This is a genomic window from Pseudomonas gregormendelii (assembly GCF_017114825.1).
Lineage (GTDB): Bacteria > Pseudomonadota > Gammaproteobacteria > Pseudomonadales > Pseudomonadaceae > Aquipseudomonas > Aquipseudomonas gregormendelii.
The window spans coordinates 103,897-119,904 of the sequence record NZ_JADEVO010000003.1 but is presented as its reverse complement, the minus strand read 5'-3'; the positions used below and the strand labels follow the sequence as shown (position 1 = coordinate 119,904).

Sequence of the window (16,008 nt, the reverse complement as noted above, 5' to 3'; positions counted from 1 at the left end):
CGTGAAAGCTTCGCGAGTATCGCTTATCGCGGCGCAACCTACACGACCTATCCGACCGCAGTGCTCTGGACGGGGCCTTGCAGTTGAATTCGTATCGTCATCGCATCGCCATCACTTTGCCACTGCTCTGTCATAAACGATCGCGATACTGGCGCCTGTTTTTAGAGCGTCGGGTTCTACCCGGCCACTGTTTTCCGTCCATCAAAGGTCGGTTGTGTCCTGGATGGCTCAGTCATCCACTCTCATCTTCGGAGATTGATATGCGTCTTGCTTCCACGAAAACTGCGGCGGCCCTGTGTGGCGGTCTGTTGCTGGCCATGAGCGTCCCGGCCAGTGCCGCAGTCGAAGCCAAACTGCTCGACATGCTCAAGGCAAACGGCTCGATTACCACCGCGCAATACAGTGAACTGCAAGCCGAGCTGGCCAGGGATCAGAAAGACCAGCAGATTGCCCGTCAGGCTCAGCAAGAGACCAACGAGCAGATCGCGGCCACCGCGAAGAAAACAGACGCACTGAGTACTTTCGACCAGAAACTGGCCTGGGCGGCCAAGACCCAGTTCAAGGGTGATGTGCGGTTCCGCCAGGAAACCATCAAGAACGATGGCGTTCCCAACAACCGCGACTCCGATCGTCAGCGTGTTCGTGCCCGCCTGGGTGCCTACACCGAGATCAACCCGCAAGTCGACACCGGTATCCGTATCGCTACCGGTAACAACGACGACGCGCGCTCCACCAACCAGAGCCTGGACAACTACTTCGACAAGAAATCGATCTGGCTGGATCAGGGTTACGTCGACTACCATCCCGATGCGATCAAGAACCTGCACATCGTTGGCGGCAAGATGCCGCAGCAATGGGTAAGCATGGGCGACATCATCTGGGATAGCGATATCAGCCCCGAAGGCCTGGCCGTCACTTACAAATACCCGTTGGGCGCGAGCACCGAACTGTTCGGCAGCGCCGGTCACTACACCCTCAAGGACAACGTCGACGGTGAAGGCGTGCAATTCAAGCACGACCTGCGCCTTTACGCAGGCCAGTTGGGCGCGCGTTTTGCCCTCACCGACAACCTGAAGCTGACCCTGGGCGGCAGCATCTACGGCTACGACAACGACGACGACATCACCGCCGGCGGCACCAGCATCCCATCGGTACTGGCCACCAACGGCAACACCCCGAACGAGCAGTTCAAACTGTACGAAGGCTTTGGTCAGCTGGACATCGGCGGCCTGCCGATGCCGCTGTCGCTGTACGGTCAGGTGGTCAATAACCAGGATGCCAGCAACGACCAGGACATGGGCTGGCTGGCGGGTGTAAAGACCAAGGTCTACGGCTTCGGCCTGGACTACAACTATCGCGATGTACAGCGTAACTCCGTGGTTGGCGCCTTCACCGACTCTGACTTCGCCAACGGTTTCACCGGTTCGCGCGGCAGCAAGTTGAAAGTGAGCTACGAGCTGGACAAGAACTTCTCCCTCGGCGCGACTTACCTGATGGCGAAATCCGACTATACCAACGCCACTTTGCGCGACTCGAAAATCAACACCCTGCAACTGGATGCTGAAGCCAAGTTCTGATAACCCCGCTCTCCAGCTCGGGCAGGGAGGCCTGAGTCGCGTTTATAAACCCGCTTTGTGCTATCGGTCCCCATCATCCGTCCGATAGTGCATAGCGGTTTTTTTGCGCTCGCGCATTCCCCTGCCCCACTGTAGGAGCGAGCTTGCTCGCGATGGTAGTGAGGACTTCGCAGGGTGCCAGGCTCCCCGCGGTATCGTTGACGACCATCGCGAGCAAGCTCGCTCCTACAGGTGTGGGCGTTTAGCGCTTGCGCAGTATCACGCTGCCAATCGAGTAACCCGCACCGAACGAGCTGAGCACTGCCAGCGAGCCCGCCGCCAGGTCATCCTGGTTCTTGTGAAACGCAATCACCGAACCCGCCGAGCTGGTGTTGGCATAGGTGTCCAGAATCACCGGTGCTTCCTCTTCCGTCGCCTCACGGCCCAGCAGCTTCTTCACGATCAGGTGGTTCATGCTGAGGTTGGCCTGGTGCAGCCAGAAGCGCTTCACGTCAGCCACGTTCAACTGGTTTTCTTCCAGGTGAGTGGCGATCAGTTCGGCCACCATCGGGCAGACATCGCGGAATACCTTGCGGCCTTCCTGCACGAACAGTTTGTCCCTGGCACCAATGCCCTCTTCCGCCGCGCGGTTGAGGAAGCCGAAGTTATTGCGGATGTTGTTGGAGAACTTGGTCAGCAGCTTGGTGCTAACAACGTCAAACTGGTATTGGGAAGTCGCGAGGTCGGCACGCTCGATGATCACCGCTGTGGCCGCGTCACCAAAGATGAAGTGGCTGTCACGATCACGGAAATTGAGGTGGCCGGTGCAGACTTCCGGGTTAACCATCAGGATGGCCCGGGCCTGGCCCAGTTGTACGCTGTTGGCTGCCGCCTGAATGCCGAAGGTCGCCGAAGAACAGGCCACGTTCATGTCAAAGCCGAACCCCTGGATACCCAGCGCTTCCTGGACTTCAATGGCAATGGCCGGGTAGGCACGTTGCAGGTTGGAACAGGCGACGATCACGCCGTCGATGTCTGCAGCGGTCTTGCCGGCGCGTTGCAGGGCCTGCTCGGCAGCTCCCATGGCCATCTGGCACAGCACCGACCATTCGTCATTCGAACGCTCCGGCAGGCGCGGCGCCATGTGCTGCGGATCGAGGATGCCATCCTTGTCCATGACAAACCGGCTCTTGATGCCGGAGGCTTTTTCGATAAATGCGGCACTGGACTCGGTCAAGGCTTCGACTTCGCCGCGGGCGATGGCTTCGGCGTTGTCGGCGTTGAACAGCGCGACGTAAGCATTGAAAGACTGCACCAGCTCTTCGTTGGAAATGCTGTTGGCCGGGGTGTACAGGCCGGTGCCACTGATGACGACATTATGCATGGTCGTTTCTCTAATCTGTTCAGGCAGAAAGCATTGGCACCGACGTACCAACACACAAAGGGTTCATTCCCGTCCGTGGAACGCAAACCTGGCATCGCTTTATTCCGGTCCGCCTGTAGCCGCGAAGGCTCAAAACCGCAGGGCCGGCGTTTATAGGCGCGAAGTTTGCCATAAACACCGAGTTTTCGCCCTATATTGCACGACCCAACGATTTTACGCGGCCCCGACGTAGGAGCTGCCGCAGGCTGCGATCTTTTGATTTTTTGTCGCGACACAGGAAGATCAAAAGATCGCCTTCGGCGGCCCCATGCAGGAGCTGCCGGGGCTATGGCTCGACCTGGGACCATTGCTTGTTCAGGCGCTTGTCCGAGATCGGCACCTTGGTGCCCAACTGCTGGGCAAACAGCGAAACCCGGTATTCCTCCAGCCACCAGCGATACAACTCCAGCTGCGGATCGCGTTTGCCTTCCTGGGCGTGCTTGTTCGCACGGGTCTGGTACTGAGCCCACAGGCCGGACAGTTCACCACTCCAGACCCGATCCTTCTGCACCTGGGCGCCTAGTTTCTCGAAGCGCTGCTCGATGGCTTTCAGATAACGCGGCAACTCCTTGAGCCACTGCATCGGTGTCTCACGCACAAAGCCCGGATACACCAGGTTGCCGAGCTGTTGCTTGATGTCGTTCAGGGCCACGGCTTGCGCCAGGTCGATCTTGCCCTTGAAGCGCTTCTGCAGACCATGCCAGAGCTTGAGAATGTCCAGGGTCAACCGCGCCAGGCGCTCGGCGTGTTCGGTCCAGGCTCCGCGCTTGCGCTCGGCCAATGCCGCGAGTGCGGCGCCATCGCGCGGCAGCGGGTCTTCGCCCTCGAGAATGCAACTGTCGAGGCTGGCCAACAGGATGTCTTCCACCAGACTGTCGATGCGCCCCATGTCGCGGTACATCAACCCCAGCTCGGTCAGCCCCGGCAACTTGCCACGGAGGAATTTGGCCTGCTCCGCCAGTTGCTGCATCAGCAGGCGCTGCAGAGCGCGACGATGCTGGAACTCGGCTTCGGCCGGGGTCGAGAAACGCCCTTCCTTGACCGTGCCGGCCTCCTCCACCAATGCCGGGTACACCGTCATCGACAGGCCGGCGATCTTCTGTTGGGTTTTCTCCGCCACTGCGGCAAACACCTTCGCCTCTACCGGCTGCTGGCTTTTGGCGGTTTGCGGCACGGCCAGCGCGGCCTGGCTGGCCTCGGCAAAACGCGCAGTCAGCTCGGCCAGATCACGACCCTCGCCGAGGAACTTGCCCTGGCCATCGACGATTTCCAGGTTCATGCGCAGATGACTGTCGACCTGCTGCGCCGCTTCGGCCCAGGCTTCGTCACTGACCCGCGCGCCAGTCATGCGCAGCAATTCGCGACCCAGTGCCTGGGGCAACGAGCCCTCGGCGAAGGTCATGCGCTGCAGGGCGGCCTTGACGAAGTCCGGCACCGGTACAAAGTTCTTGCGCAGGGCCTTGGGCAGGTTGCGCACCAGGGCGATGCACTTGGCCTCGATCACGCCAGGCACCAGCCATTCCAGACGCTCCGGTGGCAGCATCGGCAACAAGGGTGCCGGCACCCGCAGGGTCACGCCGTCCCGGGGATGGTTCGGTTCGAAATGGTAACTGAGGGCCAGTTCCAGATCGCCAATGTGCAGGGTGTCCGGGTAATGGAGTGCGGTGACTTCGCTGGCCTCCCGGGCCAGCACGTCTTCCTCGCGCATGATCAGCAACTGCGGATCTTTCTGGCTGTTGACGCGATACCAGCTGTCGAAAGTCGCGGTCTGGTGAATCTCCGCCGGCAACCGCGCATCGTAGAACGCAAACAGGGTTTCTTCATCGGCCAGAATGTCGCGACGACGGGCCTTGGCTTCCAGCTCGTCGAGCTGTTCCAGCAACTGCGCATTGGCCGACAGGCATTTGGCTTTGGACTGGATCTCACCGCGCACCAGGCCTTCGCGGATGAACAGCTCGCGCGACACCACCGGATCGATCGGACCATAGTGCACCGGTCGGCGACCGACCACGATCAGCCCGAACAGGGTGATTTGCTCGAAAGCCACCACCTGTCCGCGCTTTTTCTCCCAATGGGGTTCGAAGTGGTTTTTCTTGATCAGGTGCCCGGCCAGAGGCTCGATCCAGTCGGAGTCGATCTTGGCGACCATGCGCGCATAGAGCTTGGTGGTTTCCACCAGTTCGGCGGTCATCAGCCATTGCGGACGTTTCTTGCCCAGGCCCGACGATGGATGAATCCAGAACCGTCGCTGCCGCGCGCCAAGGTAATCGCCTTCGTCGGTCTTCTGCCCGATCTGGCTGAGCAATCCGGACAGCACGGCCTTGTGCAGTTTCGGGTAATCGGCCGGCTCTTTATTGAGGCTCAACTGCATGTCGCGGCAGATCAGGCTCAGCTGGCGATGGGAGTCGCGCCATTCGCGCAGGCGCAGGTAATTCAGAAAGTTCTTGCGGCACCAGTTACGCAAGGGGCTCGCGGTCAGCGCCTGGCGCTGCTCCTCGAAACCACGCCACAGATTGACCAGCCCGGCGAAATCCGAGTCCACGTCTTTCCACTGCGCGTGGGCCTGATCGGCAGCCTGCTGGCGTTCGGGTGGACGCTCGCGCGGGTCCTGGATCGACATGGCACTGGCGACGATCAGCACTTCCTGCAGGCTGCCCAGCTTGGCCGCTTCCAGCAGCATGCGGCCCATGCGCGGGTCTACGGGCAGCCGCGCCAGCTGGCGACCGAGCGGTGTCAGCTGGCTGTTGCGATCGACCGCCGAGAGCTCTTGCAGCAGGTTAAAACCGTCGCTGATGGCCTTGCCATCGGGCGGTTCGATAAACGGAAAATCGGTGATCTCGCCCAGGCGCAGGTGCAGCATCTGCAGGATCACGGCCGCGAGGTTGGTACGCAGGATTTCCGGGTCGGTGAATTCCGGGCGCCCGATGAAATCCTCTTCGCTGTACAGGCGGATGCAAATGCCTGGTTCGACGCGACCGCAACGACCTTTACGCTGGTTGGCGCTGGCCTGGGAAATGGCTTCGATGGGCAGGCGCTGGACCTTGGCCCGATAGCTGTAGCGGCTGATGCGCGCGGTGCCGCTGTCGATCACGTAGCGGATGCCGGGCACGGTCAGCGAGGTTTCCGCGACGTTGGTAGCCAGCACCACCCGGCGCCCGGGGTGCGACTGGAAAATGCGCTGCTGTTCGGCCGGTGACAGCCGTGCATACAGCGGCAGGATTTCAGTGTGCTTGAGCTGGGCCTTGCGCAGCATGTCGGCGGCGTCGCGGATTTCCCGCTCGCCGGGCAGGAACACCAGCACATCCCCGGGACTTTTACGCTCGCTACGCTCGAACGCGGCGACTTCGTCGAGGGCGGCGAGGATCGCCTGATCCACGGTCAAGTCATCTTCGACGCGATTGCCCTCTTCGTCCTGCTCCAGGGTCAGCGGGCGGTACCAGGTTTCCACCGGGAAGGTGCGACCCGAGACTTCAACGATCGGCGCATCATCGAAATGCTTGGAGAAACGCTCCAGATCGATGGTGGCCGACGTGATGATGACCTTGAGGTCCGGACGGCGGGGCAGCAGGGTTTTGAGGTAACCCAGCAGGAAGTCGATGTTGAGGCTACGTTCGTGGGCTTCGTCGACGATGATCGTGTCGTAGCGTTCGAGGTAGCGATCGTTCTGGGTTTCCGCCAGCAGGATGCCATCGGTCATCAGCTTGATGAGCGTATTGGAATCGCTTTGATCTTCGAACCGCACCTGATAACCGACCAGCGCCCCCAGCGGCGTGCCCAGTTCTTCAGCCACCCGGCTCGCCACGCTGCGCGCAGCGATCCGACGGGGTTGCGTATGGCCGATCAGCCCATGCTGGCCACGGCCAATTTCCAGGCAGATCTTCGGCAACTGGGTGGTTTTGCCCGAGCCGGTCTCGCCCGCGATGATCAGGACCTGATGCTTGAGCAGCGCAGCCTTGATTTCATCGCGCTTGGCGGCGATGGGCAGGCTGTCGTCATATCGCACCACCGGCAGGCTGGCACGCCGCGCCAGCACCTGGTCGCAGGATGCCTGCATGCGCGTCACCCACTGGGCGAGCTTGGCCTCGTCTGGCTTCTTGCGCAGTTCAAGCAGCTGCCGACGCAGCCGGTGGCGGTCGGCGAGCATGGCGTGATCGAGGTTTTTCAGCAGTTTGTCGATGGAGGGCGATTCGTCAGTCATCAGGTACGCAAAGGTCGTCTAGTGGCGCAGGGGGCCAATTGTCGCAGATTTACTATGGATTGCGGATGTTCAAAGCGGGGCATGCGTAGGAGCTGCCGAAGGCTGCGATCTTTTGATCTTGATTTTTTCGGTGCTGTTGAGAAACAAAATCAAAAGATCGCAGCCTTCGGCAGCGCCTACAAGGGTTGTGGCGTTATTCGTTATCGAGGCCCTTGCGGCGATACGGGAACACATCAATGATTTTGCCGGCGCGAATCGCTTCCTGCAGGCTTTTCCAGTAATCGGCGTTGTACAACTCGCCGTGCAACTGGTCAAACAGCTTCCTCTGCCCCGAGTCGGCAAACAGGAACGGCGGAAACTCTTCAGGGAACACATCCAACGGCCCGATCGAATACCACGGCTCGGAGGCCATTTCATCTTCAGGCGTACGCGGTTGCGGGATGTGACGAAAGTTGGCTTCGGTCAGGAAGCAGATCTCGTCATAGTCGTAGAACACCACGCGACCGTGGCGGGTGACGCCGAAATTCTTCAGCAGCATGTCGCCAGGGAAGATGTTCGCCGCCGCCAGTTGCTTGATCGCCAGTCCGTAGTCCTCCAGCGCTTCGCGGACCTGGTCGTCATTGGCGTTTTCCAGATACAGATTGAGCGGGGTCATCCGGCGTTCGGTCCAGCAGTGGCGGATCAATACCGTGTCGCCTTCCACCGACACCGTGGAGGCCGCCACTTCAAGCAATTCCTCCAGGCACGCCGGGTCGAACTTGCTCAACGGAAAACGAAAATCGGCGAACTCCTGGGTGTCGGCCATGCGCCCTACCCGGTCGACGCTCTTCACCAGACGATACTTCTCGATCACCGTGGCACGGTCGACGTTCTTCGACGGCGAGAAGCGGTCCTTGATGATCTTGAACACCGTGTTGAAGCCCGGCAGGGTGAACACGCTCATCACCATGCCGCGCACGCCGGGGGCCATGATGAACTGGTCGTCGGTGTTGGCCAGGTGGTTGATCAGCGCCCGGTAAAATTCGGATTTGCCATGCTTGTAGAAGCCGATCGAGGTGTACAGCTCGGCGATGTGCTTGCCTGGCAGGATACGCTTGAGGAAGCCGATAAACTCCGCCGGCACCGGCACGTCCACCATGAAATACGAGCGGGTGAACGAGAAAATGATCGACACGTCGGCTTCGTCGGTGATCAGCGCATCGATCTGGATCCCGCGACCTTCGCGGTGCAGCAGCGGTATCACCAGCGGCCATTGCTCGTCCCGGGTGTAGATGCGCCCCACCAGGTACGCGCCCTTGTTGCGGTACAGCACCGAGGAAAACAGTTCGACGGCCATTTCAGGGTCCTTGCAGACCCAGTCCGGCAGGTTCTCGCGCAGTTGCGCCTCGAGGCGGCGCAGGTCTCCTGGAAGATCGGCGTAAGCTTCGCTGAAGCTGTAGTCGGCAAAAATGCTCGCGAGCATGCCGGACAGCTTGCCTTGGGGCTTGTAGGTGCGCGTTTGCGCAGCACGGGCCCGGCGCAGGCTCGGCCGGGTGGTGTGGATGAACATGCACCCGTCGCTGATCAGGTCATGGCTGAACAGCCCGCAGAAGATCGAGTTGTACCAGGTCTCGGACAGTTCATCGTCGAAGCGCAGGTCGATCAGGCTGATGTAGGCGCTCTTGACCAGCGGCCAGCAGCTGACGTCCATCAACGTATCGACCTGGAAAGACGCGCGCAGGCGCTCCACCGTCTCACCGACTTTGTCTTCGTAGAGATTGATCCGCGCGGCGGACGCCGATTGCGTTTCCTGCCACAGCGCCTGTTCGAATCGCGCGCGTGCGCCGTCGGTGATCTGGCGGAAATGCTCGCGGTAATCGTCAAAGCCATCGAGGATCATTCGGGCGATGTCGGCGGCTGGCCATTGCTGCGGCATAGGTAAAACCTCGGCGGCTGTTCTTGTCATTGGAGCCTGAGCTTAGTGGCCCTTAGTTAGGCAACGCAACCATTGCCTTGTGCCCCGACTGGCGCGACACTTGCGCGCCAATCAAGGAAGGAACGTGCCGTGAACCCCGTCGATATTTTTCGCATGCTGTCGTTGGCGGCCATTTGGGGTGCGAGCTTTCTGTTCATGCGCATCATCGCCCCGGTCATCGGCACCGTGCCCACCGGGTTCTTGCGGGTGTCGATCGCCGCCGCCGGGCTGTTGGTGATTCTGGGACTGATGCGCATCAGCTGGGATTTCAAGGGCAAACTCAAGACGGTGATGCTGCTCGGGGTGATCAACTCCGGCATTCCGGCGACCCTCTATTCGGTTGCAGCGCAGGTGCTGCCGGCGGGCTACTCGGCGATTTTCAATGCCACCACGCCGTTGATGGGCGTGCTGATCGGCGGGCTTTTCTTCAGTGAAAAACTCACTTCGGCAAAATTGGGCGGAGTGTTTCTCGGTCTGTTCGGCGTCGGCATCCTGACCCGTGCCGGGCCGGTGGCGTTCGACCTGCAATTGCTGATGGGTGCCCTCGCCTGCCTGCTCGCCACCACCTGCTATGGTTTCGCCGGGTTTCTCGCGCGGCGCTGGCTGGATCAGGCCGGCGGCCTCGACAGCCGTCTGTCGGCGCTGGGCAGCATGCTCGGGGCGACCTTGTTTCTGTTGCCGCTGTTCGGCTACAGCGTGATCACCCAACCACCGGTGAGCTGGGGCGGCTGGAATGTCTGGTTATCGCTGCTGGGATTGGGCCTGGGGTGCACGGCTTTCGCGTACATCATTTACTTCCGCCTGCTGACTTCCGTCGGGCCGGTGAAGTCGATGACGGTGACCTTCATGATCCCGCCGTTCGGGGTGTTGTGGGGGGCGTTGTTGCTCGATGAGCCGTTGTCGATGGCGCATATCTATGGCGGGATGTTGATTGCCGTGGCGTTGCGGCTGGTGTTGAAACCGGCCAAGGGGGCTGGCCGGTAGATTTGTTCAAGGCTGATGACGCCATCGCGGGCAAGCCCGCTCCCACATTGGTTCTCCTGTGAACACATACCTGTGGATCACTGAAGCCACCTGTGGGACCGGTCATCATTGCAAAATGAAAGTGTTCGGGGCTTCACGGACGGCTTCAGCCGAACAGCCAATACACCAGCAACCCCAACACCACCACCGCCAACACCGGCCGCAGCACCCTGTAGGCCTTGGGATTACGCCGCTTCCACTGCTTGATCACGCCACTGAATCTATCGCTGGAATTCTTGCTCCAGGCATAGGCCTGGTTGATCCCGCCCACCCGCTCGTCATCCAGGTTCTGCGGCGCGGTAGCACGGCCCAGCAACCCGCTGATCCAACGGTTGACCCGGGTCATGAGGCGGTTGCTCAGCGGTCGCTCGATGTCACAGAACAGGATTACCCGAGTCTGGTCAGTCTCGTTCTTTACCCAGTGCACGTAAGTCTCATCGAACATCACGTCTTCGCCATCGCGCCAGGCGTACTCCTGGCCGTCGACGAAGATCCGGCATGCATCCGAATTGGGCGTCGACAGTCCCAAGTGATAGCGCAACGAACCTGCAAATGGATCACGGTGAGGATTCAGGTGGCTGCCACCGGGCAGCAAGGCGAACATGGCCCCTTTGACGTTGGGAATGCTGCTGACCAGTGCCACGGTTCTAGGGCACAGCGTCTCGGCTGAAGGCAGGGGTTTGTCGTACCATTTGAGGTAGAAACGCTTCCAGCCCTTCTTGAAGAATGAGCCGAAACCCGCATCGTTGTTCTTCTCGGCGGCGCGAATGTAACCCTCGTCGAACAGGTGCATCGCCTCTTCGCGAATCACTTGCCAGTTGTCCTTGAGCACGTCCAGTTCTGGAAACTTGCTGCGGTCCAGGTAAGGTTTGGATGGCACTGCGGAGAACAGGTACATCAAGGCGTTGTACGGGGCGAACAATGCCGAATGATTGACGAACTGACGCAGGACCGGCAGTCGTGCCTTGCCGCGCAAATGCACATAGAGGGTACTGCCCAGGAACAGCAGCAACAAAGATGCCTTCGCGGCAAAGGAAAAGGTCATCAACAACTCCTTGATAATAGGCAACTCTGCACAACGCCATTTACCCGACGTGGCAGCCGGCCATGATAGTCACTACCGGCCTCGGGAAACACCCGCAAATTTCGACATTCAGTGTTAAGGATTCAGTAACAAATTACTTAGTAGCACAGGGTTGCTGAACGGGGGCTGACTTGGGTCAAGCCCCGCACCCCACTGCAACCTGCAACCTGTGGGAGCGAGCCTGCTCAAGATAGCGGTGAACCCTTCAACATCAATGCCGATTGATCTACCGCCATCGCGAGCAGGCTCACTCCCACAAAGGCACATTCCAAAAAAATAGTGATGATGCTTGTTACGCCTGGTTTTCCTGTTCGGTGAACAGATCACTGAACAACATGCTCGACAGATAACGCTCACCGGAATCAGGCAGGATTACCACAATGGTCTTGCCCTGCATCTCCGGGGTCTCGGCCAGTCTCACCGCGACGGCCATCGCCGCTCCGCAGGAGATACCACACAAGATGCCTTCCTCCTGCATCAGGCGCAAAGCCATGGCCTTGGATTCTTCATCGGTCACCAGTTCGACCCGGTCGACCATCGACAGGTCTAGATTTTTGGGTACAAAACCGGCGCCGATTCCCTGGATCTTGTGCGGGCTCGGTTTGATCTCCTGACCGGCCAGCGCCTGGGTAATCACTGGCGAGACCATCGGCTCCACGGCCACCGAGATAATCGGTTTGCCCTGGGTATTCTTGATATACCGCGAAACCCCGGTGATAGTTCCACCGGTTCCCACTCCCGCTACCAGCACGTCGACCGCACCGTCGGTGTCATTCCAGATTTCCGGCCCGGTTGTCTTCTCATGAATCGCCGGGTTCGCCGGATTCTCGAACTGCGCAGGCATGAAGTGAGTGGAGGGATTGCCGGCGACGATTTCGGCGGCCTTTTCGATCGCGCCTTTCATGCCCTTGGCCGGTTCGGTCAAGACCAGTTCAGCGCCCAGGGCCTTGAGCACCTTGCGTCGCTCGATGCTCATGGAGGCCGGCATGGTCAGCAGCAGTTTGTAGCCCCGGGCCGCGGCAACGAACGCCAGGCCGATCCCGGTGTTGCCCGAGGTGGGTTCGACGATGGTCATGCCAGGCTTGAGTTTTCCGGAGCTTTCGGCGTCCCAGATCATGTTGGCGCCAATCCGACACTTGACCGAGTAACCGGGGTTGCGTCCTTCGATCTTGGCCAGGATGGTTACGCCGCGCGGGGCGATCCGGTTGATCTGTACCAGGGGCGTATTGCCGATGGAATGGGCGTTGTCAGCGAAGATACGGCTCATGGCTGGGTCCTTATACAGCATAGAAATAGCGCTCCAAGGTAAGCCTGTTACTCGTGGTCGTCCAGTCGGGTCGAACGTCCTGCTGCAACAGTAGTCAATGGCTTTACACCGCTGGAGAATTGTCCTCATGAAACGTCGCTACAGTTGGCCGCTATGGATCATTGCCGGGGTCGTGGTGCTGCTTGTTGCGCTGCACATCGCCCTGCCCTACATGGTACGTGACTACCTGAACGAGAAACTGGCCGACATGGGCGATTACCGCGGCCAGATCACCGACGTCGACCTGGCGCTGTGGCGCGGCGCCTACAAGATCAACGGGCTGAAAATCGTCAAGGTCGACGGCAAGGTTCCGGTGCCGTTCGTCAACGCGCCGCTGATCGACCTGTCCGTCAGCTGGCACTCGTTGTGGTACGACCACGCAGTCGTGGCCGAGGTGCAGTTCTTTAATCCCGAAGTGAATTTCGTCGACGGCGGCGCCAACAAACAGAACTCGCAGACGGGTCAGGGCACTGACTGGCGCGCTCAACTGAGCAAATTGGCGCCCATCACCTTTAACGAAATAAAGATCAACGACGGCAAGATCAGCTTTCGCAACTTCAATTCCAAGCCACCGGTGAACATGAATGCCACCCAGGTCAATGCCAGCATCTATAACCTGACCAACGTGGTAGATACCGATGGCCGGCGTGACGCACGCTTCGAGGGCAAGGCCCTGCTGCTCGGCCATGCACCGCTGGAAACCACGGCGACCTTCGACCCGTTGAGCAACTTCGAAGACTTCGACTTCCGCTTGCGGGCGCGGGACATCGAACTCAAGCGCATGAACGATTTCGCCTCTGCCTATGGCAAGTTCGACTTCAATGCAGGCCATGGCGACGTGGTCATCGAAGCCGAAGCCAACAAGGGTCGACTCAAGGGTTACATCAAGCCACTGCTCAAGGATGTCGACGTGTTCAACTGGCAACAGGACGTTGAAAACAAGGACAAGGGCCTGTTCCGCTCTGTCTGGGAAGCCATCGTCGGCGGCTCGGAGACGGTGCTGAAAAACCAGGTCAAGAACCAGTTCGCCACCCGGGTCGAGCTGAGCGGCAACGTGCATCGGCAAGATATCAACGCCTTCCAGGCGTTTTTGCAGATTTTGCGCAACGGATTCGTCCAGGCGTTTAATGCACGCTATGAGCGACCGAAGCCGGATGCGGGTTGAGTCACCCGGTGACTCTCCATTCAGAGACTGAATAAGCCGTCTGCGTTCACAGTCGACCGGCCTGCGCGTTATAGTCGGGCATCACATTTAATTCGCCCGTCCCGCCCTGCTTAGCTCAGGCCGGCGTCACCGTTCGAGGATTAGTAGATGAAGTTCGAAGGCACCCAGGCTTATGTCGCCACCGATGACCTGAAGCTGGCGGTCAATGCCGCCATCACCCTGGAGCGGCCACTGCTGGTCAAGGGCGAGCCGGGCACTGGCAAGACCATGCTTGCCGAGCAACTGGCCGAATCCTTCGGTGCCAAGCTGATCACCTGGCACATCAAGTCCACCACCAAGGCCCACCAGGGCCTGTACGAGTACGACGCGGTCAGTCGCCTGCGTGATTCGCAGCTGGGCACCGACAAGGTTCACGACGTGCGCAACTACCTGAAAAAGGGCAAGCTGTGGGAGGCGTTCGAGTCCGATGAGCGGGTGATCCTGCTGATCGACGAGATCGACAAGGCCGATATCGAGTTCCCCAACGACCTGCTCCAGGAACTCGACAAGATGGAGTTCTACGTCTACGAAATCGACGAGACCATCAAGGCCAAGAAGCGCCCGATCATCATCATTACCTCCAACAATGAAAAAGAGTTACCGGACGCCTTCCTGCGCCGCTGCTTCTTCCATTACATCGCGTTCCCGGATCGCACCACGCTGCAGAAGATCGTCGACGTGCATTACCCGGACATCAAGAAGGACCTGGTCAGCGAGGCGCTGGACGTGTTTTTCGATGTGCGCAAGGTGCCGGGCCTGAAGAAAAAGCCGTCGACCTCGGAACTGGTCGACTGGCTGAAGCTGCTGATGGCCGACAATATTGGCGAAGCCGTGCTGCGCGAACGCGATCCAACCAAGGCCATTCCGCCTCTGGCCGGCGCTTTGGTGAAGAACGAACAGGACGTACAGCTGCTCGAACGCCTGGCGTTCATGAGCCGTCGCGGCTCCCGCTGATCCCTCTTTTAACAAGATAGAGGGCGATAGCCATGCTGCTCAACCTGTTCAATGAAATGCGCGCAGCCAAGGTGCCGGTCTCGGTGCGTGAGCTGCTGGACCTGATCAACGCGCTGAAACAGCGGGTGACCTTCGCCGACATGGACGAGTTCTACTACCTGTCCCGGGCGATTCTGGTGAAGGACGAAAAGCATTTCGACAAGTTTGACCGCGCTTTCGGTGCGTACTTCAACGGCCTGGAAAAGCTCGATGACCACCTGCAGGCATTGATTCCTGAGGACTGGCTGCGCAAGGAGTTCGAACGCTCGCTGACGGACGAAGAGCGCGCGGCGATCCAGTCCCTCGGTGGCCTGGACAAGCTGATCGAGGAATTCAAGAAGCGCCTCGAAGAACAGAAAGAACGTCATGCCGGTGGCAACAAGTGGATCGGCACTGGCGGCACCAGCCCGTTCGGTTCCGGCGGTTTCAATCCGGAAGGAATTCGCGTCGGGGATGCGGGCAAGCGCCAGGGCAAGGCGGTCAAGGTCTGGGACCAGCGCGAATACAAGAACCTCGATGATTCGGTGGAACTGGGCACGCGCAACATCAAGGTCGCACTGCGCCGGCTGCGCAAATTCGCCCGCCAGGGTGCGGCCGAAGAGCTGGACATCGACGGCACCATCGACCACACCGCACGCGATGCCGGGTTGCTGAATATCCAGATGCGTCCGGAGCGGCGCAACACGGTCAAACTGTTGCTGCTGTTCGACATCGGCGGTTCGATGGACGCCCACGTGAAGATCTGCGAGGAACTGTTCTCGGCCTGCAAGACCGAGTTCAAACACCTGGAGTACTTCTACTTCCATAACTTCGTTTATGAGTCGGTGTGGAAAAACAACATGCGTCGCACGTCCGAGCGCACGTCAACCCAGGACCTGCTGCACAAGTACGGCGCCGACTATAAAGTGATTTTTATCGGGGATGCGGCGATGGCCCCCTACGAGATCACCCAGGCCGGGGGCAGCGTCGAACACTGGAACGAAGAAGCCGGTTACGTGTGGATGCAGCGTTTCATGGAGAAGTACAAGAAGGTCATCTGGATCAATCCGTATCCGAAGGACACTTGGGGCTATACGTCTTCGACCAATATTGTGCGGGACCTGATCGACGACCAGATGTACCCGCTGACGTTGCGCGGGCTGGAGGAAGGGATGCGGTATTTGTCCAAGTAGTTGTGTTGCCTGGACGGGCCTTATCGCGAGCAGGCTCACTCCCACACTGGACTTCTGCTGCATCGCAGATCCAGTGTAGGAGCGAGGCTGCTCGC

10 protein-coding genes are annotated in these 16,008 nt (G+C 59.7%); 5 read left to right on the top strand and 5 right to left on the bottom strand.

Annotated features, from left to right (window positions below):
• The first annotated feature begins 260 nt into the window (after positions 1–260).
• Positions 261–1,577, top strand: a complete 1,317-nt coding sequence (locus tag IMW75_RS03595) for a putative porin (RefSeq protein ID WP_205891898.1) — start codon at positions 261–263, stop codon at positions 1,575–1,577.
• Positions 1,578–1,818: 241 nt separating this feature from the next.
• Here IMW75_RS03595 and IMW75_RS03590 read toward each other — a convergent pair whose 3' ends face one another.
• The 3 genes from IMW75_RS03590 to aceK form a co-directional block, all read right to left on the bottom strand.
• Positions 1,819–2,940, bottom strand: a complete 1,122-nt coding sequence (locus IMW75_RS03590; RefSeq protein ID WP_205891897.1) for a beta-ketoacyl-ACP synthase III — start codon at positions 2,938–2,940, stop codon at positions 1,819–1,821.
• Positions 2,941–3,265: 325 nt separating this feature from the next.
• Positions 3,266–7,177, bottom strand: a complete 3,912-nt coding sequence (gene hrpA, locus IMW75_RS03585) for an ATP-dependent RNA helicase HrpA (RefSeq protein ID WP_205891896.1) — start codon at positions 7,175–7,177, stop codon at positions 3,266–3,268.
• A 193-nt stretch (positions 7,178–7,370) separates the two neighbouring features.
• Entirely contained in the window at positions 7,371–9,092 is a 1,722-nt protein-coding gene (gene aceK, locus IMW75_RS03580; RefSeq protein ID WP_205891895.1) for a bifunctional isocitrate dehydrogenase kinase/phosphatase, read from the bottom strand.
• 129 nt (positions 9,093–9,221) lie between these two features.
• On the opposite strand from aceK, the gene IMW75_RS03575 reads away from it, so the two are divergent.
• Complete coding sequence (locus IMW75_RS03575; protein ID WP_205891894.1) at positions 9,222–10,115, top strand: EamA family transporter; 894 nt, start codon at positions 9,222–9,224, stop codon at positions 10,113–10,115.
• Positions 10,116–10,260: 145 nt separating this feature from the next.
• Here IMW75_RS03575 and IMW75_RS03570 read toward each other — a convergent pair whose 3' ends face one another.
• Positions 10,261–11,199: an aspartyl/asparaginyl beta-hydroxylase domain-containing protein gene (locus tag IMW75_RS03570; RefSeq protein ID WP_205891893.1), complete on the bottom strand. Its 939-nt coding sequence runs from the start codon at positions 11,197–11,199 to the stop codon at positions 10,261–10,263.
• Positions 11,200–11,530: 331 nt separating this feature from the next.
• A complete protein-coding gene (gene cysK, locus IMW75_RS03565) occupies positions 11,531–12,505 on the bottom strand; it encodes a cysteine synthase A (protein WP_045058722.1) in 975 nt (324 codons plus the stop codon).
• Positions 12,506–12,632: 127 nt separating this feature from the next.
• Here cysK and IMW75_RS03560 point away from each other — a divergent pair, with 127 nt between their 5' ends.
• The 3 genes from IMW75_RS03560 (at position 12,633) to IMW75_RS03550 (ending at position 15,913) form a co-directional block, all read left to right on the top strand.
• A complete protein-coding gene (locus IMW75_RS03560; RefSeq protein WP_205891892.1) occupies positions 12,633–13,709 on the top strand; it encodes a DUF748 domain-containing protein in 1,077 nt (358 codons plus the stop codon).
• 147 nt (positions 13,710–13,856) lie between these two features.
• Positions 13,857–14,702: an AAA family ATPase gene (locus IMW75_RS03555; protein ID WP_045058724.1), complete on the top strand. Its 846-nt coding sequence runs from the start codon at positions 13,857–13,859 to the stop codon at positions 14,700–14,702.
• A gap of 32 nt (positions 14,703–14,734) precedes the next feature.
• Positions 14,735–15,913, top strand: a complete 1,179-nt coding sequence (locus IMW75_RS03550; protein WP_045058725.1) for a vWA domain-containing protein — start codon at positions 14,735–14,737, stop codon at positions 15,911–15,913.
• Positions 15,914–16,008: the final 95 nt, after the last annotated feature.